We start from the raw sequence: 19,099 nt of genomic DNA, 5'->3' as shown, positions 1-19,099 counted from the left end.
ACTGCGAGACGTTAGATTGGAGCGGGTGAAGGGAATCGAACCCTCGTATAGAGCTTGGGAAGCTCTCGTTCTACCATTGAACTACACCCGCTTCGGTGTGCGGTTTGCATTATAACCGGTTCTTTGGCATGGGCAAGTGAAGATATAGTCTAAGCGCCGGTATTTTAAGCAATTAGATTAAACAAAGTATAACTACCGCTATTTTTGCTTAGTAAAAAGGGCACCGTAGCGCCCTAATCAGATTTACTGTTAACCGAAGCAACTTATTTTATCGGACGCATCGCCGGGAACAAAATGACATCGCGGATAGTATGGCTGTTGGTAAACAGCATTACCATACGGTCAATACCAATGCCCAGCCCCGCGGTCGGCGGCAAGCCATGTTCCAGTGCAGTAACATAGTCTTCGTCGTAGAACATCGCTTCATCATCACCAGCTTCTTTGGCGCTAACCTGATCAGCAAAGCGCTGTGCCTGATCTTCAGCATCATTCAGCTCGGAGAAACCGTTACCAATCTCACGACCACCAATAAAGAATTCAAAACGGTCAGTGATTTCTGGATTATCATCATTACGACGTGCCAACGGTGAAACTTCTGCTGGATATTCAGTGATGAAAGTTGGCTGAATCAGATGGCTCTCGGCAGTCTCTTCGAAAATTTCACATTGAACACGGCCCAAGCCCCAGCTTTTCTCAACTTTAATACCCAATGACTCGGCAATTGCCACAGCTTTGTCCATATCGTCCAAATCTGCCACATTGGTTTCTGGACGGTATTTGCAGATAGCTTCTTTCATGGTCAATTTAGCGAAAGGCTTACCAAAATCGAAGGTCTGGTCGCCATACTGCACCACACTGCTGCCCAATACTTTTTCCGTCAAAGTACGGAATAACTCTTCGGTCAACACAATCAGATCTTTGTAATCCGCATAAGCCATATAGAGTTCCATCATGGTGAACTCTGGGTTATGACGCGGCGAAACGCCTTCATTACGGAAGTTACGGTTGATTTCGAACACTCGTTCAAATCCACCGACAACCAGGCGCTTCAGATACAACTCTGGCGCGATGCGTAAGTACATATCGATATCCAGCGCATTGTGATGAGTCACAAACGGACGTGCTGAAGCACCGCCGGGGATCACTTGCATCATAGGCGTTTCGACTTCCATGAAGCCTTTTTCCACCATAAAGCTGCGAATACCAGCCATAACTTGCGAACGAACTTTGAATGTATTCCGAGATTCGTCGTTAGCAATAAGATCTAAATAACGCTGGCGGTAGCGAGTTTCTTGATCAGCCAGACCGTGGAATTTATCCGGCAACGGGCGCAGTGCTTTGGTCAGCAAACGCAGTTCGCTACAATGGATAGACAGCTCACCGGTTTTAGTTTTGAATAACTTACCGCGCGCACCCAGGATATCCCCCAGATCCCACTTTTTAAATTCTTCGTTATACACGCCTTCCGGCAGGTCATCACGGGAAACGTACAGTTGAATACGGCCACCGACATCTTGCAGCGTTACAAATGATGCTTTCCCCATAATACGGCGAGTCATCATACGGCCAGCAACAGTAACTTCTATATTCAGCGCTTCTAATTCTTCATTCTCTTTGCTGCCGTACTCAGCATGTAGCTGGTCAGAGAGATGCTCACGGCGGAAATCATTAGGGAAAGCGATCCCCTTATCCCGCAGTGCAGCTAGTTTTTCCCGACGAGCTTGTAACTCACTATTAAGTTCTTGCGCTTGCTCAGCGACTTGTGGTTTTTGCTCTGACATCTCAGTTCCTTATAGCCCAGCTTTATAGCCCAGCTTTTAAACTTGCTTCAATGAATTTGTCCAAATCGCCATCTAGTACCGCTTGCGTGTTGCGTGTTTCCACACCAGTACGCAAATCTTTGATTCGGGAGTCATCCAGTACATAAGAACGGATCTGACTACCCCAACCAATATCGGACTTATTATCTTCCAGCATCTGTTTATCAGCATTTTTCTTTTGCATCTCAAACTCATACAGCTTCGCTTTCAGCTGTTTCATGGCTTGATCTTTGTTCTTATGCTGAGAACGGTCATTCTGGCACTGAGTCACAATATTGGTCGGAATATGGGTAATACGCACCGCAGATTCCGTTTTGTTGACGTGCTGACCACCCGCACCAGATGCGCGGTAAACGTCAATACGCAAATCCGCCGGGTTGATTTCGATATCAATATCGTCATCAACTTCTGGATAGACAAAAGCAGAACTGAAAGAAGTATGACGACGGCCGCCGGAGTCAAATGGGCTTTTACGAACCAGGCGATGTACGCCAGTTTCAGTGCGTAACCAACCAAACGCATATTCACCAATTATCTTAATAGTGGCAGACTTCAGGCCCGCAACATCACCATCAGATTCTTCAATAATTTCGGTTTTGAAACCTTTAGCTTCTGCCCAACGTAAGTACATGCGCAACAACATGCTGGCCCAATCTTGAGCTTCTGTACCACCGGAGCCAGCTTGCAGATCCAGATAACAGTTGGCGCTATCATATTCACCGGAGAACATGCGGCGGAATTCAAGTTGGCCTAGCTTGCCATCAAGGATATCTAACTCAGCAACTGCTTCATTAAATGTCTCTTCATCGTCAGCTTCGATAGCCAACTCCAGCAAGCCAGTCACGTCCTCCATCCCCTGATCCAGTTGATCAATGGTGGTGACAATCTCTTCTAGCGCTGAACGCTCTTTACCCAGCGCTTGGGCGCGCTCAGGTTCATTCCAGACGTCGGGCTGTTCCAGCTCCGCGTTTACTTCTTCCAGCCGCTCTTTCTTGGCATCATAGTCAAAGATACCCCCTAAGAACGGCAGTCCGATCAGACAAGTCCTGAATTCGGTTTTTTACCGGGTTTATTTCAAACATAATTTAAAGTCTTACGTTAAGTCGTAGATGACGGAATGTCATTAGAACCCGTAATTCTAACGGATCTGTACGGCGGTTTATAGCAAGTTGACTGTATTTATAGCTATCCCCTTTCTATTTGCTGCTGCGGCTGTGTTAGCGGCTCTCTCTCACCCGAATCACTGACTAATGTCAGCTCATCCTTGAGGCTCACCCAGCGGGCTAGCATAAATGCTGTTCAAATGGGTTCCCGACCAATTGGTCATTGGTCGGCCGCCTTGCTGCAACACCAACTAATTTGGGTATAGAACAATATTGTAGCTAACTAATAAGGCCATAAGTGCTGAACCAGCAATTGCACACTGCGATTGCCGCGATATTCATTAATATCGAGTTTATAAGCTAGCTTAACTTCACGCACGCTACTGTCAGGCCATAAAGTGGTATCAATATTAAAGGCGATAGCATCCAGCAGAGGCCCGCCATTCAAGGGTTCAATCATCAGCTTCAGGTGACGCTCGCCCACCAGCCGTTGTTGCAAAATGCGAAATTTCCCGTCAAATGTGGGTTCCGGGAAAGATTGCCCCCATGGGCCACCATCACGCAGTAACTCTGCGGTTTCCAGCGATAATTCGTTGCCTTTCAGTTCGCCGTCTGACCAGATAACGCCCTCTAACTGTGAGGCATCCATCCATTCACCGACTAAATCTGCAAAGCGCTGACGGAATTCATCGAACTTATCCTGCTCCAACGATAGTCCCGCCGCCATGGCATGGCCGCCAAACTTTAGCATCAGCCCTGGGTTCAAGGTATCCAAGCGCTCCAGAGCATCGCGCATATGCAAACCAGCTACACTGCGCCCCGAACCTTTCAATAACCCGTCACCGGCTGGGGCAAAGGCAATCACTGGCCGGTGAAAACGCTCTTTAATGCGTGAAGCTAGAATCCCGACTACCCCTTGATGCCACTCTGGATGGTACATCGCGATACCGTAAGGTAATTCTGTGCTGGTTCGCTCTAATTGGTCACACAGTTGCAAAGCTTCAACTTGCATACCTTGTTCTATCTCGCGGCGCGTTTGATTTAGCGCATCAAGGTCGATTGCCAGTGCTCTGGCCTGAGCAATATCATCGCTAAGTAACAATGCTACCCCGATGGACATATCATCCAGACGCCCGGCAGCATTGAGCCGTGGGCCAAGGGAGAAACCCAGATCGTTTGCCGCCAACTGGCGAGCATCCCGGTTGGCAACTTCCAATAATGCGCGAATCCCCGGGCGACATTTTCCTGCACGAATACGGCTTAGCCCTTGATGCACCAAAATCCGGTTATTGGCATCCAATGGCACCACATCAGCTACCGTACCCAATGCCACCAAATCCAGCAATTCAGCTAAATTAGGTACCGCTAAAGCGCGTTGCTCAAACCAACCGCTGTCTCTGAGACGAGCACGTAACGCCAGCATCAGATAAAACGTAACACCCACTCCGGCCAGTGATTTGGAGAGAAAATCACATCCGGTCAAATTCGGGTTAATGATAGCTTCGGCTGCTGGTAAGGTTTCACCCGGTAGATGGTGGTCGGTCACCAACACTTGGATACCCATGGCATGAGCCAACTCCACTCCTGCATGGGAAGAAATACCGTTATCAACAGTGACAATCAATTCTGCCCCGCGGGCGGCAACTTGCTCGACGACTTCGGGGCTAAGCCCGTAGCCATCGTCAAAACGGTTGGGCACCAGATAATCAACATTGTTGCCGCCCATGCTGCGCAACGCCAGTACTGCCAGCGCCGTGCTAGTCGCGCCATCGGCATCAAAATCACCGACAATCACGATACGCCGTCGATCCGCCAATGCTTGCTGCAACAGAGTAACACCGGCATCAATCCCGTCGAGTTGCTGCCATGCAAGTAAGCCTTTTACACCACGTTCAAGTTCCTCGGCACTTTTTACCCCACGGCTGGCATAGAGACGGCGCAACAGCGGGTGTAACTGCACAGGCAAGTGGCTATCATCAGCCGCCTCACGACGGCGAAGCTGAGTTTTCAATGTCACGGGTGATTAACCCGCCACTTTTGAGGAAGCCTGATGCTTATTCAGCATCTGTAGCATTTCTTTCGGCTCCAGATATCCCGGAACGATAGTGCCATTTTGCAGCACAATAGCCGGTGTACCCTGAATACCAAACTGAACACCGAGTTTATAGTGTTCAGAAATATCAGTTTTACAGGTAGCCGGTGATATCGCGCTACCTTTCATTGCATCATCAAAAGCTTTATTGCGATCAGCCATACACCAGATAGAACGCATGTCTTTTTCTGCCTGAGAGCTCAACCCCTGACGCGGGAAGGCTAAATACCGCACGGTAATCCCCAGCGCATTATAGTCGCTCATCTGTTCGTGTAACTTATGGCAATAGCCGCAGGTGATATCGGTAAACACCGTGACAACGTGTTTCTCCTGTGGCGCTTTATACACAATCATTTCGCCGCTCAATGCTTCCAACTTTTTCAGCAGCGCCTGATTAGTTACATTCACCGGTTGATTACCACTCACGTCATACAGTGGCCCTTGCAACAGATGTTTGCCGTCGGCGGCAATATAAAGCGCACCGCTATCAGTCATCACTGTACTTAATCCAGGGATAGGTGAAGGTTGAATGTCGGCGTTTTGGATATCCAATTTTTTCAGTGTTTGTTGGATAGCGGCATCATCCGCATGAGCCAGACCAGTGAGGGCAGCGATAATAATCGGCAGCAGCAATAAACTTTTTTTCATTTATAAATCCTATCTTTATTCCACACGTTGTGGTTTTCATAAAAAACAACTATGCGCGCGGATGATGCTGTTGATGTAGCAACTTCAAACGCTCAGTCGCTACATGGGTATAAATCTGGGTCGTCGACAGATCACTATGGCCCAGTAACATTTGTACCACACGTAGATCCGCACCGTGATTCAACAGGTGCGTGGCAAAAGCATGCCGTAGTACATGGGGCGAAAGCCGTTCACTATCAATACCGGCAAGGATCGCATAGTGTTTGATTCGATGCCAGAAAGTCTGCCTCGTCATTTGCTGGCTGCGATTACTGGGAAATAGCACATCCAGTGATTGACCATTGATCAGCCACGGACGACCATGCTCCATGTAATTTTCAATCCAGTACACGGCTTCTTCGCCCAAAGGCACCAGCCGCTCTTTATTCCCTTTCCCGATAACGCGCACCACTCCTTGGCGCAAACTAACATCGCTGATGGTCAGCCCAACGAGCTCCGACACCCGCAAGCCGGTGGCATAGAGCACTTCCAGCATGGCCTTATCCCGCAATTCTAGCGGGATATCAACATTGGGAGAGTTGAGTAACGCGTCAACCTGCGCCTCGCTCAAATCTTTAGGTAAGCGCTGCGGTAATTTGGGCGATGAAAGCAGTGCCGTAGGGTCATCTTCGCGCAATTTTTCGCGGTATAAATATTGGAATAGCCGGCGCATTGCACTGAGTAAGCGAGCTGAGCTGGTGGCTTTATAACCGCCCTCAATACGCTCGGCAAGGAATGACTGTAAGTCCTGCGAACCGGCGCGCAATAAATCACTGTCGTGATGCTCTAACCATCCACTCAGTGCATGTAAATCCAAACGGTATGAGGCCAGTGTATTCTCCGCCAAATTCCGCTCCAGCCACAGGGCATCAAGAAACTGTTCAATCAGCGGGTTATTTTGCTGTTGCATGACTGTTTATCTCTTTGATGGGATGGGGCCGCCATTATGCCTGATGACGGGACAAATCTGATACACTCGATGCTATTCCTTATTAGTAATGCTATGGCTATACATCATGAAGATTGGTCTCTTTTACGGCTCCAGCACCTGCTATACCGAAATGGTGGCAGAAAAAATCCGCGATATCCTCGGCGAAGATCTGGTTGATTTACATAACTTAAAAGATGTCAGCCCCCGCCTGATGGAAGAATATTCCATTCTCATTCTGGGTATTCCTACCTGGGATTTCGGCGAATTACAGGAAGATTGGGAAGCCATTTGGCCACAATTAACCCAACTAAACCTCCAAGGAAAGATTGTCGCCATGTATGGCATGGGCGATCAATTCGGTTATAGCGAATGGTTCCTTGATGCTCTTGGGATGCTGCATGACCATATTGCCCCGCTGGGGGTGAAATTTATTGGTTTTTGGCCGACAGAGGGCTTTGAGTTTACCAGCCCGAAACCGCTCAGCGCTGACGGTAAACACTTCGTGGGCTTGGCGTTAGATGAGGTCAATCAATACGATTTGAGTGAAGAGCGCATCGAACAGTGGTGTGAGCAAATTCTGCTCGAAATGGATACATTGCTTTAATGTGACAGACCAGAATGTGACAAACGGGCACCGGTTGTGCCCGCTTTCTATAGCCGTTTTGACTTCTGCTATATTATTTCCATAATCGGAAGGAATCTTGAGAGCCGCCTCCAGTCTTGGCGATGCAACTCGATGCCTCTTCGACTTTCTCTTGGTGGCGCGTTGGTTCAGAATCTTTCTGCCCGGCAAAACGTGGTGGAGAAGCCACCTGATACCAATCCAGCCGCCGTGTCAGCAACATCACTGCTGCCAGAATAATAAACAGTAAACCCGCGCCTAATAACAGGGCATTGTCTTCTGATTGCAGCAGACCAAACAATACGCCGTACAGCAATAATAGCCCTCCGGCAAATAATCCGCCGCGTAACCAACCGCCTAATACAGCACTTAAATAGATAGCAATCAATGAGCTACAACTCAGACTGGCGATAATATAAGCCCAAGTGAAACCAAGGTGCTCAGAGAACGCCAGCAACATTAAATAGAACAAGACCAATGCCGCGCCCACCAACAGATATTGGATCGGGTGGACACGCAGTGACGTCAGGCTCTCGAATAAGAAGAAGCTAAAAAATGTTAAGCCAATAAACAGAATGGCATATTTAATCGCCCGCTCAGTGAGTTGATAGTGGTCAACCGGCTCAATCAAACTGGTGGTAAAAGCGGGTAATTCGTCAAAATCAAAGCGCACATTGTCACCGGCAAAATTGATATTCATGTTGTTCGCCAGCCAATTACTGCTCCAATGGGCGCGAAAGCCTTTTTCATCCACTTTGCGCTGCAAGGGCAAAAACTCACCGACAAAATTAGGATGCGGCCAATTGCTCTGTAAAGTCAGCTCGCTGCTGCGCCCAACAGGCACGACCGCCAGACTATTGGTACCCGCAAGAGTGAGGGTAAAATTAACATCAAATTTGCTCTGGCGAACCTGTTCGATAGTCAGCGGCGCATGCACCCCCTGCGCCTTGCGCCCCAGAAAAGCCCCTGGTTCGAAATTAATTTTTGTACTGCCCAGACTTAACGGCGAAATCTGCTGGATGCCACGCGAATCGCTCAGTGCCAACACCAGTGACGGCGTGCCGATGGTGATGCCGTCGCGGTCTAAATCATCCAACGAGGAGGGCTCAAATTGCCCGTGGAAATTGAGCTCCCCCTGATAAACCTGGGCTTGGTAAATACCCAATTGGCGAACTTCTACATCCGGTGTCCCCGTGACGGTCATGACCTCCGGCAGTAAATAGCGATGGCGGCTTACCCACTGCCCTTGCTTCTTGCCGTCAACTTCAGTTTCAATCCATTCGCTGTAGGGCACCACAATCATTGGGCCAAGGATCTTTTGTGCGCGACTGGTGCTATCACTGACTTTGCCGACCACACTTTGGCGATAACCACTGCGTTCATTGATAACATTCAACAACATTTCTTTCGGGATCATCATCAAAAGAATGAGGCCCAACAACGCGGCTATTTTCCAAAACAAAACAGATTTGAACATGATTTGCGCTCCTTTTAAGGTCAGGAGAGCAGCTTAAGTGAGTGAAGTGAAAGGAAAATGAGGCTATGTGAAGTGACAGTGAAGTCAGCGACTTAACTGATATCTAGCGGCAGAGTCAGAAGAGCACAAACCCCTTGCGGCTGGCGGTTCTCAAGGGAAATATTGCCCTGATGAATAGCCGCAACCTCGCGCACAAAATTTAGCCCCAGCCCAGTACTTTTTGGGCTATTGGCTCGCGGCAGCGAATAAAAACGGTCAAAAATCTTCTCTTGCGCATAATCCGGAATACCGCTGCCAGTGTCTTCAATTGTTATCAGATATTGATCATTTTGCCGTGCGCCGCTTAATGTCACCTCGCCACCAATCGGAGTGAAATCTAGTGCATTATCAATCAGATTGGTCAACGCCTGACTGAGTAACAAGCTATCGCCGGTTAACATTGCACTATCAGCACGAATGAGCCGCAAGGCAATTCCTCTGCTGGCAGCCTGAGCTTCTTTGGCGCTAATGGCTTGTTTGATAATATGGCTTATTTCTACTGGAGTGGGCTGCAAATCAACCCGGCTTTCCAGCCGTGCCTGTATCAGCATTTTGTCTACTAATTGCTGGATACGCGCACTTTGTTGTTCAATATTGAGCAAAAAACGCTGAGCCGTGGCTGGTGGTGGGGATTCCCGTAATAATTCAGCCGCGCCAGTAATCGCCGCCAGCGGGCTTTTCAACTCATGAGTCAGCGTATGGACATATTGCTCAATATAGGCTTTGCCATCCAATTTGAGCCGCATGCTTTCCAAGGCTCGCGCCAAATCATTCAGTTCGCTACTGCCCATCGCGGGTAGTGCAACACGCTGCCCCTCAGAAACCCGTTCGGCATAATCCACCAACTTGCCAATCGCCCGGTTAATCCACCAGACAAATCCCAAACCAATCAGCAGTGCAATCCCCAGTAACACCCCGCCCGCCAGCAAGATTTTGCGCTCACTGCGCTTGATAACCGGGGCCATAGAGATATTGGGTTTGCCCACACTGAGTACGCCAATAATTTGATTATCAACGATAACCGGTGCTGCCACATACATCACCGAACTTTGTTCGTCTGTGGGGTCGCTGCGGGTGCTGCGTGCGCCATAGTCACCCCGCAGGGTCAGCCAAACATCATTCCAGCGTGAATAGTCTTGCCCAATGGCTTTGCCGGATGAATCAAAAATCACCCGCCCCTTGGCATCGGTCAGATAAACCCGGTATTCATTACGATCCTTGCGGATCCCTTCAATATTCGCGCCGATTGGCCGCAGATTTAATGAAGCAAAAGCTTGCGCCAGCTGACCTCCAGCGACTTTATCTTGCAACATGTCCTGGCGGGCGAATTGTGCCAGCAAAGTGGCAGTATCAACCAATGTCCCTTCGGTGGCGCGCCGCACGCCCGGCTTCACTTCCTGCACGAAAATACGAATAACAAAGTAACCGGCGATGGCGACTATCAGAAAATAGCCCAATAGCAAACGCACCCCTATTTTCATCGGTGATGGCTCATGTTCGATACATCAGGCTGTAACCCAGCCCACGGTGGGTGCGGATCGGCGATTCTTCATCGCGGATCATGCGCAGCTTTGAACGCAGGGTTTTAATGTGAGTATCAACGGTACGGTCCTGGCTCTCTTCCGCCTGCGCCCAAACAATATCCATCAATTGCTGGCGTGAAAATACGCGTTCAGGGGCCAGTAATAACGTCTTCAGCAACAGATATTCATAACGGGTGAGCCATAAAACCTGCTGATGATAAGTAACTCGAGCTCCTGCTTCGTCCAGTGTGAAAGGGCCGAATTGATGCAGTGTGGCAGAGACAGCCCGTGTTTGTGACTTTTGTAGCCGCCGTAACACGGTGCGAACTCTGGCGCTCACCTCACGCGGTGAAAAAGGTTTGGCAATATAGTCATCAGCACCAATTTCCAGACCGACAATCCGGTCCAGTTCTTCGCTACGAGCGGTTAAAAACACCACTGGTAGCTCCGGCACCAGGGCCAATATGCGGCGGCACAGATCAAAACCATTGATATCAGGTAAGCCCACGTCAACTATCGCCAGCGCCGGCGGGCCATCAGCAAGCGCGGCAAGCGCAGGTTGCCCCCGGTCAAACCACCGGAGGGTAAAACCTTCGCTTTCCAAGGTATAAATTAAGGTGTCGGCGATACTCGGTTCGTCTTCCACCAGCCAGATCAAGGGCTTCATTAATGGATACCTTCATCAGAGCCAAACGAATGACGCAATAACAGACATAATTGCCGCCATTCCTCTTCAGGCATACTGTCAGCAGCTAACCATAAGCGCTTACGAGTTGAGCGGTTACCTGTCTGTTGTAAACTCAATAACACGCCATGGCGAGTGATCCAAGGCTGTTTAACGACAATCCATTCATGCCTTTTCCATAGCACTACATTACCGGGTTTTAGCCTAATCTCGCCCTGACAAGACTTAATGTTTTTCTGGCTGCGGATACACTCAAACACCACCAACGTCAGTAATACCAACCACAGTGCGGTATAGCCCTGAGGCCAAGGCGCAACCAGTGTGAGTATCACCAAGACGCCATGCGCTAATAAAGAGAAGAGTTGAGTGTGCCAGGATACCCGCAGGTCACATCGCCACTGGGCCACGGGCTTTATTTCGTGTTTGAATCAGTTTGACCATTTGGCGCAGCTCGCTATCCTGCGGTTCCCCGTGATTCATCAACCAGTTAAATAAGTCCGGATCATCACATTCAAGTAAGCGAATAAAAACCTGTTTCTCATTATCACTCAAGCCATCATATTCATGTTCAAAAAATGGCATGATAGAAATATCCAGTTCACGCATACCCCGACGGCATGCCCAGTGAATGCGGGCTTTATTATCGATTTCCATGTCCTGATTGACTCCTCAATGAAGGATGCTGATAGGCAAAAGGCGGGGCTCTGCTGTTTTTTTAATCATATTCAGCACTCCGCCATAGAATCTGTGGTTATTGTACCTCAGATATCGTCGAATTTAGATATTGAATAATAATCCTCAATCCGTGGAATTACTGCTTGCAAAGCTACCCGGCTATTTTACCATTGGGGTATCGGTTCACTGTATCTTGCGGGCAGCGGCGACTGTTTCGCAGGTACTCTTTATTTGCAGGTAAACCATGGCTTATAACACTCCATTTGCTGCACAACCACCGGTCGCCTCTTCCGAGCTGCCATTAACATTGATTTCACTTGATGACTGGGCGCTGGTGACATTAACTGGCGCGGATCGCGTAAAATATCTGCAAGGGCAAGTCACGGCAGATATTGATGCCTTACCCGCTGACCAGCATGTGCTGTGCGCCCATTGTGATGCTAAAGGCAAGATGTGGAGCAACTTGCGGTTATTTTATCGTGGTGAAGGGCTGGCCTTTATCGAACGCCGTAATGTGCTGGATAACCAACTAAGAGAACTGAAGAAATATGCCGTGTTCTCCAAAGTGGTGATTGCCGCGCAACCTGATGCCGCTTTATTAGGAGTGGCGGGCGCACAGGCAAAAACGGCGCTGGCGGGGATTTTCGCCGAATTGCCTGATGCAGAACACCCAGTGGTACAGCAAGGTAATAGCACGCTGTTGCATTTTTCACTGCCCGCCGAGCGCTTCTTGCTGGTGACTGATGCCGAGCAAGCGCAACAGTTAGTAGAAAAGCTGTCTGACCAAGCACAGCTTAATGACAGTAAACAATGGCTGGCATTGGATATCGAAGCGGGCTTTCCTATCATTGATACCGATAACAGTGCGCAATTTATTCCGCAAGCAACAAACATTCAGGCGTTGAATGGCATCAGCTTCAGTAAAGGCTGTTATACCGGGCAGGAAATGGTCGCCAGAGCAAAATACCGTGGTGCCAACAAACGAGCACTGTATTGGTTAGCGGGCAGTGCCAGCCGCGTACCAACAGCTGGCGAAGATTTAGAATGGCAATTAGGTGACAACTGGCGGCGTACCGGTAGCGTATTGGCCGCCATAGCGCTCAGTGATGGCACCCTGTGGGTTCAAGCAGTGCTGAATAATGATTTGGCCGCCGACAGTGTGCTGCGCGTACGCGATGATGCAGAAAGCGTGCTCACTATTCAGCCGTTACCCTATTCACTGACTGAAGATAAATAACATTCATCGGGCATACAGTGAGGCCGGTTTTCCGGCCTTATTAAAACCAACGATTAGACGTACAGATAAATTGCCATAAAGTGGCAAACACTGCCACCCAGCACAAAACCATGCCAAATAGCATGGCCGAAGCGAATGCGCTTAGAGGCGTAGAAAATCACCCCCAATGTGTATAACAATCCGCCAATTGCCAATAACGCTAACCCACCAATCTCAAGTTTTACCGCCAACTGATAAATCACAATCAATGATAACCAGCCCATCGTCAGGTAGGTCACCAATGACAGCACTTCAAACCGATGCGCAAAAGCCAATTTGAAAATGACACCTACCAGTGCCAACCCCCATATCACGGTCATCAAACCGCGGGCTAGAGGAGAATCCAGCCCCACCAATAGAAATGGTGTATATGTCCCAGCGATTAATATGTAAATAGCACAATGGTCAAATTTTTGTAGCCAAAGCTTCGCCCTGCGATGTGGAATGGCGTGATACAAGGTCGAGGCCAAAAACAGCAAAATAATACTGCCGCCATACAGGCTATAGCTGGTCAGCGCCTTGGTATCGGCCCCATTATCTAATGCCTGCACCAATAGCAAAACCAAACCGATAATCCCAAATACCACGCCAATACCATGACTGATGCTATTGGCTATTTCTTCCGCCCATGGATAAGACGGCGTGGTTGCGGGTGTGACCGAAGCCGTGGGTATAGCTGATTTATTCTTCAATACTGATTATCCTGAAAATGAATCGTTATCTCATCCGTTGAGCGCAATGGCTGTACGAAATCCATACGAAAGCGGTACGGAAAAACTGCACACAGATTAACTGAGAATAATTCCAGTGTACACGTGTACGCTTAAATATTCTGTCAATACATGTAACCCGCTATGTCTGTGGTTCAAAGTATTCAGGTGACAAATCTACTGGGAACAGCAATTATTAATCACCGCCAAAAACAAAGGGTTTACCCAAAGTCATTGGCATTGCAGGTAGGCAGCAAACGAATAAGTCCCGATGAGCTGACACAAGTCAGTGATTCGGGTGCGTGAGAGCAGCAACACCGCTGCAGGGCCAAAAACAAAGGGTAATTTATGTCATTAGCAACACTGGATTTCGGCCCACTAACAGAAACCATTCAGTTTCTAATGGAAATCGATAAGCTAAAAGATATCCAGCGCCGGACCAAAGTGATTGCCAGTTTGCGTCAGGAAAACTCAGCCGAGCACAGTTGGCATTTCGCGGTGGCGGCCATGAGCCTGGCACCCTATGCGGGATCGGATGTTGATATTAATCGCGTGATTAAAATGGCGCTGCTGCACGATATTGTCGAAATCGATGCTGGTGATATCATCGTTTATGATCTGGTGGCCAGAGCGGCTATTCATGAGCAAGAAGTGGCTGCCGCCAAGCGCTTATTTGGCATGCTCCCCCCCGCATTAGGCACACAATTTATCGCGCTGTGGGATGAGTATGAAGCAGAAGAAACTGCCGAGGCGCGCTTTGCGACTGTGCTGGACCGCATTCTGCCTATGCTGATTAACCTGCATACCGAAGGCCAAAGTTGGATAGAAAATGGCATTCGATTGCAGCAAGTGCTGGAGCGCAACCAATTGGTGGCCGAATACTATCCTGAAATTTGGCAGCATCTGCTGCCACAGTTGCAGGTAGCACAGCAAAAGGGTTGGCTGAAGTAACTGAATACTCGCTTATTTCCCACCGGCTAAATCCAATACACTGCCAGTGACATAAGAGGCATGGTCTGACAGCAACCAGACAATGGCCTCGGCCACTTCTTGTGGATGCCCGCCGCGTTTCATTGGCAGTGAGTTTTTTACCCGGTCAACTCGGCCCGGTTCACCGCCGCTAGCATGTATATCGGTATAGATTAAACCCGGTCGAACACCATTCACTCGGATGCCCTCAGCAGCCACTTCTAATGATAAACCGACAGTCAGCGTATCAATGGCCCCTTTGGAGGCAGCATAATCCAGATATTCACCGGGTGCACCTAAACGGGATGCGGCAGAAGAAACATTAACAATCGCGCCGCCATTGCCACCATGACGCAATGCCATGCGCTTGACGGCTTCGCGGCTACATAAAAAATACCCCGTCACATTGGTGCTCAACACTCGATTAATACGCTCAGCAGTTAACCCTTCGATGGTGGTTTGCGGGAATAAAATACCGGCATTATTGACCAACGCGGTGATTGGCCCTAGCTGTGCTTCAAGCTTTTCGAATAGCGCAATAACTTGATATTCATCGGCAATATCTGCCTGTATTGCCACCGCCAGCCCACCCGCGGCGGCAATTTCAGCGACCACCTGCCGAGCGGCTTGTTCATCATTGATATAATTTACTGCGACCCGATAACCGTATTTTGCCAGCAACAATGCCGTAGCTCGGCCAATCCCCCGGCTGCCTCCTGTCACTAACGCGACTTTTTTATGCATATCCCTTTTCCTTATTCAGCCGTAAATATTTCTCTTAATTTGCAGAGTAAGCGTAGCCATTAGCCAGGTAAATACCAATAAAAACAAAAGGGCCGCTTACGCGACCCAAAAACTGCTGACAAAATCAAATGAAGGAGAATCGTGCCGTTGAGGCCGTAGTGGCGTAAGCCACCGGAGTGCCCATGGGTACGGTAAATCCTGCTATCACAGGGCTATAGTCATCAACCTCCTTACCTGACCCTCTTCATTTACTGCCAGTATTACTCGTAGTCAGAAATCGGCACACATGAACAGAACAAATTACGGTCGCCATACACATCATCCAGACGTTTCACAGTCGGCCAGTATTTATTCTCCATCACACCCGCGACTGGGAATACCGCCAACTCTCGGCTGTAAGGATGCTGCCAGTCACCTACCAGTTCGCCCTGAGTATGCGGCGCATTCACCAGCGGGTTATCCTCCAGTGGCCATTCACCGCGGGCAACTTTCTCGATTTCCGCACGGATAGCCAGCATGGCATCGATAAAGCGGTCTAACTCAACTTTACTTTCAGATTCAGTCGGCTCCACCATCAGTGTGCCCGCCACCGGGAAGGACATGGTGGGCGCATGGAAACCGAAGTCAATCAAGCGCTTGGCGATATCCATCTCGCTTATTCCCGTTGCTTCTTTCAGTGGGCGAATATCCAGAATACATTCATGCGCCACCCGGCCATCGTGGCCGGTATACAACACTGGATAGGCTTCTTTCAGCCGAGTTGCAATGTAGTTGGCATTCAGAATCGCCACCTGACTGGCTTGCTTCAACCCATCGGCCCCCATCATGCGGATGTACATCCAGCTGATAGGCAAAATTGATGCACTACCAAAAGGTGCTGCCGAAACCGCGCCTTGTTGGGTGGTCATGCCGTCAATTTGCACCACACTGTGGCCGGGAACAAATGGCGCTAAATGTGCTTTAACCCCAATTGGCCCCATACCTGGGCCGCCACCGCCGTGTGGAATACAGAAAGTTTTATGCAAGTTTAAGTGGGATACATCCGCGCCAATATAGCCCGGTGTGGTGATCCCCACCTGCGCATTCATATTTGCGCCATCGAGATAAACTTGGCCCCCAAACTGATGCACAATTTGGCAAACTTCGCGGATGGTTTCTTCATACACGCCGTGAGTCGACGGGTAAGTCACCATAATACAAGAGAGTTCATCGCCCGCTTCGCCCGCCTTTTGGCGCAAATCGTGCAAATCGATATTACCTTGCTTATCACAGGCCACCACCACCACCGACATCCCGGCCATTTGTGCCGATGCTGGGTTCGTACCGTGGGCAGAGCTTGGGATTAAACAGATATGGCGGCTCGCCTGATTGCGGCTTTCGTGGTAGCGGCGAATGGCCAGCAGCCCCGCATATTCACCTTGCGCACCCGAGTTTGGCTGCATACAAACAGCATCATAACCAGTCAGTTGCACCAGCCATTGTGACAGCTGGCCAATCATTTGCTGATAACCTGCAGCTTGTTCCGGCGGACAGAATGGGTGCAATTCAGCAAACTCCGGCCAAGTGATCGGGATCATCTCCGCAGCGGCATTGAGCTTCATAGTGCAAGAACCCAGCGGGATCATCGCCTGATTCAGCGCCAAATCTTTGCGCTCTAAACGATGCATATAACGCATCATTTCAGTTTCGCTATGGTAGCGGTTAAACACCGGATGCGTCAGAATCGGGTCTTGGCGCAACATAGTCGATTGAATTGACTGGCTATTATGACTGACTTGGGCATCAAGTTGATCAATATCCAAACCATGATTATCACCGACTAACAGAGTGAACAAGGTTTGAAGATCTTCGCGAGAGGTGGTTTCATCCAACGTGATACCCACAGCACCATGAATATCAGTGCGCAGATTAATACCGAAGCTCAATGCACGGGCCAATATCGCGGCTTTGTCTTTCACTTCGACCGTTAATGTATCAAACCAATGCTGGAAACGCAGGGTCAGACCCGCTTGTTGCAAGCCCGCGGCCAGAATATCGGTCATACGGTGAATACGGCCAGCGATGCGCTGCAAGCCCTGTGGACCATGATAAACCGCATACAAACTGGCGATATTGGCCAGTAAAACCTGAGAAGTACAGATATTGGAATTGGCTTTCTCGCGGCGGATATGTTGCTCGCGAGTTTGCATCGCCATACGCAGCGCGGTATTACCGGCAGCATCACGCGATACCCCAATAATCCGGCCCGGCATTGAGCGTTTAAATTCATCGCGACAAGCAAAGAAAGCAGCATGTGGGCCACCGTAACCCATCGGCACCCCAAAACGCTGAGCAGAGCCAAATACCACGTCAGCGCCCTGTTTACCCGGTGCTGTCAGCAGCACTAACGCCATAATATCAGCGGCCACACTGGTAATGATTTTGCGTTTTTTCAGCTCAGATAGCAGTGCTGAGTAGTCATGCAGCTCGCCAGTGGTACCGACTTGTTGCAGCAGCACCCCGAATACTCCCTCTAGCTCCAGCACTTTTTCTGCGCGATCAACAATCACTTCGAAACCAAAGGTTTCAGCACGAGTTCGCACTACATCGAGGGTTTGTGGATGGACATCATCGGCGACGAAGAAACGATTGGCGTCTTTGAGCTTACTGGCACGTTTAGCCAACGCCATGGATTCTGCGGCTGCAGTGGCTTCATCCAGCAAAGAAGCGGAAGCCAGATCCAGGCCGGTCAAGTCTTGGGTCAATTGCTGGAAATTGAGCAATGCTTCAAGGCGGCCCTGTGAAACTTCTGGCTGATAAGGAGTATAGGCGGTGTACCAACCGGGGTTTTCCAGCATATTACGCAGGATAACCGGCGGGGTCAGAACCGGGCTGTAGCCCATGCCAATATAGGATTTATAGCGCTGATTCTGGCTGGCAATCCCTTTAAGTTCCGCCAGCGCCTGATGTTCCGTGGCGGCATCCCCCACAGGTGGTGGGCTTGGCAATTGGATATCTGCCGGAACAATCTGCTGGATCAAACTACTTAACGAGCTGGCGCCAACGGCGGCCAACATCTGTTGCTGTTGCTCAGCTGAGGAGCCGATATGGCGCTGAATAAAAGCATCGTTATGTTCAAGCTGGCTGAGATTTTGAGTCATTTGCTACACATTCCTGAATAGGGCATGGGACGGGAGATATTTGAGATTAACCGCGCCTTGGAGGGGCTTTAGAAATACTCACAAAGCCGAACTAAGGGTAAACACGCCGTTCGGGTTGTAGTGGCGTAAGCCACCGGAGCACCCTTAGATGTGGTCAACCCTTGGCTCATTGCACTTCACTCACCTCAGGCTTTTTTCATTTATTCTTCAATGGTCGCCAGATAAGCCTCGGCATCTAACAAACTGTCTAGCTCACTTTCATCAGAAGCTTTGATGCTAAACAGCCAGCCATCAGTATAAGGCGCGCTATTCACCAGCTCAGGGGAGCTTTCCAGCTCGGTATTCACGGCAATAATTTCACCACTGATTGGCGCATAAATATCGGAAGCGGCTTTAACTGACTCAGCAACAGCGCAATCGCTGCCAGCGGAAACCTCACTGCCCACTTCTGGCAAATCAACAAACACCATGTCACCCAATAGCTCTTGCGCATGTTCAGTGATCCCGACGCTATACACGCCATCACCATCGGCACGAACCCACTCATGAGATGACGCATACTTTAAATCTGCTGGTACATTGCTCATTGCTACTCCTTAAAAAGAG

At 49.4% G+C, this 19,099-nt stretch carries 17 protein-coding genes and 1 tRNA gene; 3 read left to right on the top strand and 15 right to left on the bottom strand.

Translation table 11 applies throughout. The features are described 5' to 3' along the window. Positions 1-17: 17 nt before the first annotated feature. From DX162_RS10135 to xerD, 6 genes are all read right to left on the bottom strand, one after another. Positions 18-91 (bottom strand) — tRNA-Gly (locus DX162_RS10135). Positions 92-263: 172 nt separating this feature from the next. Beyond that, the gene (gene lysS, locus DX162_RS10130) at positions 264-1,781 is read right to left on the bottom strand and encodes a lysine--tRNA ligase (RefSeq protein WP_004390956.1); all 1,518 of its coding nucleotides are present in this window, start codon (positions 1,779-1,781) and stop codon (positions 264-266) included. 22 nt (positions 1,782-1,803) lie between these two features. Beyond that, positions 1,804-2,902, bottom strand: a protein-coding gene (gene prfB, locus DX162_RS10125; RefSeq protein ID WP_098081108.1) for a peptide chain release factor 2 whose coding sequence is annotated in 2 segments (ribosomal slippage) — positions 1,804-2,826 and positions 2,828-2,902 — 1,098 coding nt in all. Because the reading frame shifts where the segments join, the coding sequence is not laid out codon by codon here. A gap of 304 nt (positions 2,903-3,206) precedes the next feature. Next, positions 3,207-4,940, bottom strand: a complete 1,734-nt coding sequence (gene recJ / locus DX162_RS10120) for a single-stranded-DNA-specific exonuclease RecJ (protein WP_004390958.1) — start codon at positions 4,938-4,940, stop codon at positions 3,207-3,209. Between the two features lie 6 nt (positions 4,941-4,946). After that, complete coding sequence (gene dsbC, locus DX162_RS10115; RefSeq protein ID WP_004390959.1) at positions 4,947-5,663, bottom strand: bifunctional protein-disulfide isomerase/oxidoreductase DsbC; 717 nt, start codon at positions 5,661-5,663, stop codon at positions 4,947-4,949. Positions 5,664-5,712: 49 nt separating this feature from the next. Continuing rightward, positions 5,713-6,612, bottom strand: a complete 900-nt coding sequence (gene xerD / locus DX162_RS10110; RefSeq protein ID WP_004390960.1) for a site-specific tyrosine recombinase XerD — start codon at positions 6,610-6,612, stop codon at positions 5,713-5,715. 106 nt (positions 6,613-6,718) lie between these two features. On the opposite strand from xerD, the gene fldB reads away from it, so the two are divergent. Beyond that, positions 6,719-7,237, top strand: coding sequence for a flavodoxin FldB (gene fldB, locus DX162_RS10105; RefSeq protein ID WP_004390961.1), 519 nt, complete (start codon positions 6,719-6,721; stop codon positions 7,235-7,237). Positions 7,238-7,310: 73 nt separating this feature from the next. Here the strand turns inward: fldB and creD are convergent, their stop codons facing one another. From creD to sdhE, 5 genes are all read right to left on the bottom strand, one after another. Continuing rightward, positions 7,311-8,732 carry a cell envelope integrity protein CreD gene (gene creD / locus DX162_RS10100; RefSeq protein WP_004390962.1) on the bottom strand — a complete coding sequence of 474 codons (1,422 nt, stop codon included), beginning with the start codon at positions 8,730-8,732 and terminating at the stop codon, positions 7,311-7,313. A 92-nt stretch (positions 8,733-8,824) separates the two neighbouring features. Continuing rightward, entirely contained in the window at positions 8,825-10,252 is a 1,428-nt protein-coding gene (gene creC / locus DX162_RS10095; RefSeq protein ID WP_004390963.1) for a two-component system sensor histidine kinase CreC, read from the bottom strand. A 10-nt stretch (positions 10,253-10,262) separates the two neighbouring features. Next, positions 10,263-10,961 carry a two-component system response regulator CreB gene (gene creB / locus DX162_RS10090; RefSeq protein WP_004390964.1) on the bottom strand — a complete coding sequence of 233 codons (699 nt, stop codon included), beginning with the start codon at positions 10,959-10,961 and terminating at the stop codon, positions 10,263-10,265. Beyond that, the gene (locus DX162_RS10085) at positions 10,961-11,386 is read right to left on the bottom strand and encodes a protein YgfX (RefSeq protein WP_032819978.1); all 426 of its coding nucleotides are present in this window, start codon (positions 11,384-11,386) and stop codon (positions 10,961-10,963) included. The genes creB and DX162_RS10085 overlap by 1 nt, the downstream gene beginning before the upstream one ends. Next, positions 11,367-11,633 carry an FAD assembly factor SdhE gene (sdhE, locus tag DX162_RS10080; protein ID WP_004390965.1) on the bottom strand — a complete coding sequence of 89 codons (267 nt, stop codon included), beginning with the start codon at positions 11,631-11,633 and terminating at the stop codon, positions 11,367-11,369. Before sdhE ends, DX162_RS10085 begins: the two co-directional genes overlap by 20 nt. Before the next feature lie 265 nt (positions 11,634-11,898). On the opposite strand from sdhE, the gene ygfZ reads away from it, so the two are divergent. After that, positions 11,899-12,891, top strand: a complete 993-nt coding sequence (gene ygfZ, locus DX162_RS10075; RefSeq protein WP_004390968.1) for a tRNA-modifying protein YgfZ — start codon at positions 11,899-11,901, stop codon at positions 12,889-12,891. Positions 12,892-12,944: 53 nt separating this feature from the next. On the opposite strand, the gene trhA is transcribed toward ygfZ, so the two are convergent. After that, on the bottom strand, positions 12,945-13,622 hold the full coding sequence (trhA, locus tag DX162_RS10070; protein ID WP_004390969.1) for a PAQR family membrane homeostasis protein TrhA: 678 nt from the start codon (positions 13,620-13,622) through the stop codon (positions 12,945-12,947). 366 nt (positions 13,623-13,988) lie between these two features. Between trhA and DX162_RS10065 the strand changes: the two genes are divergently transcribed. Then, a complete protein-coding gene (locus tag DX162_RS10065) occupies positions 13,989-14,591 on the top strand; it encodes an HD domain-containing protein (RefSeq protein WP_004390971.1) in 603 nt (200 codons plus the stop codon). Between the two features lie 12 nt (positions 14,592-14,603). Here the strand turns inward: DX162_RS10065 and DX162_RS10060 are convergent, their stop codons facing one another. From DX162_RS10060 to gcvH, 3 genes are all read right to left on the bottom strand, one after another. Beyond that, on the bottom strand, positions 14,604-15,353 hold the full coding sequence (locus DX162_RS10060; RefSeq protein WP_004390972.1) for an SDR family oxidoreductase: 750 nt from the start codon (positions 15,351-15,353) through the stop codon (positions 14,604-14,606). Between the two features lie 260 nt (positions 15,354-15,613). Beyond that, complete coding sequence (gcvP, locus tag DX162_RS10055; RefSeq protein WP_004390973.1) at positions 15,614-18,493, bottom strand: aminomethyl-transferring glycine dehydrogenase; 2,880 nt, start codon at positions 18,491-18,493, stop codon at positions 15,614-15,616. 200 nt (positions 18,494-18,693) lie between these two features. Next, positions 18,694-19,080 (bottom strand): glycine cleavage system protein GcvH, encoded by a 387-nt coding sequence (gene gcvH / locus DX162_RS10050; RefSeq protein WP_004390974.1) that lies wholly within the window; start codon positions 19,078-19,080, stop codon positions 18,694-18,696. Positions 19,081-19,099: the final 19 nt, after the last annotated feature.

Origin of the sequence: Yersinia kristensenii (assembly GCF_900460525.1) — a bacterium.
GTDB lineage: Bacteria > Pseudomonadota > Gammaproteobacteria > Enterobacterales > Enterobacteriaceae > Yersinia > Yersinia kristensenii.
The sequence above is the reverse complement of the archived record's forward strand: the minus strand, read 5'-3'. Positions and strand labels throughout refer to the sequence as shown.

What these genes read in the sequence shown, in the direction of transcription:
- lysS (WP_004390956.1), bottom strand. Translation starts at nt 1,781, where the DNA reads ATGTCAGAGCAAAAACCACAAGTCGCTGAGCAAGCGCAAGAACTTAAT.
- creB (WP_004390964.1), bottom strand. Translation starts at nt 10,961, where the DNA reads ATGAAGCCCTTGATCTGGCTGGTGGAAGACGAACCGAGTATCGCCGAC.
- fldB (WP_004390961.1), top strand. Translation starts at nt 6,719, where the DNA reads ATGAAGATTGGTCTCTTTTACGGCTCCAGCACCTGCTATACCGAAATG.
- DX162_RS10065 (WP_004390971.1), top strand. Translation starts at nt 13,989, where the DNA reads ATGTCATTAGCAACACTGGATTTCGGCCCACTAACAGAAACCATTCAG.
- gcvH (WP_004390974.1), bottom strand. Translation starts at nt 19,080, where the DNA reads ATGAGCAATGTACCAGCAGATTTAAAGTATGCGTCATCTCATGAGTGG.
- creD (WP_004390962.1), bottom strand. Translation starts at nt 8,732, where the DNA reads ATGTTCAAATCTGTTTTGTTTTGGAAAATAGCCGCGTTGTTGGGCCTC.
- dsbC (WP_004390959.1), bottom strand. Translation starts at nt 5,663, where the DNA reads ATGAAAAAAAGTTTATTGCTGCTGCCGATTATTATCGCTGCCCTCACT.
- creC (WP_004390963.1), bottom strand. Translation starts at nt 10,252, where the DNA reads ATGAAAATAGGGGTGCGTTTGCTATTGGGCTATTTTCTGATAGTCGCC.
- sdhE (WP_004390965.1), bottom strand. Translation starts at nt 11,633, where the DNA reads ATGGAAATCGATAATAAAGCCCGCATTCACTGGGCATGCCGTCGGGGT.
- ygfZ (WP_004390968.1), top strand. Translation starts at nt 11,899, where the DNA reads ATGGCTTATAACACTCCATTTGCTGCACAACCACCGGTCGCCTCTTCC.
- DX162_RS10060 (WP_004390972.1), bottom strand. Translation starts at nt 15,353, where the DNA reads ATGCATAAAAAAGTCGCGTTAGTGACAGGAGGCAGCCGGGGGATTGGC.
- xerD (WP_004390960.1), bottom strand. Translation starts at nt 6,612, where the DNA reads ATGCAACAGCAAAATAACCCGCTGATTGAACAGTTTCTTGATGCCCTG.
- gcvP (WP_004390973.1), bottom strand. Translation starts at nt 18,493, where the DNA reads ATGACTCAAAATCTCAGCCAGCTTGAACATAACGATGCTTTTATTCAG.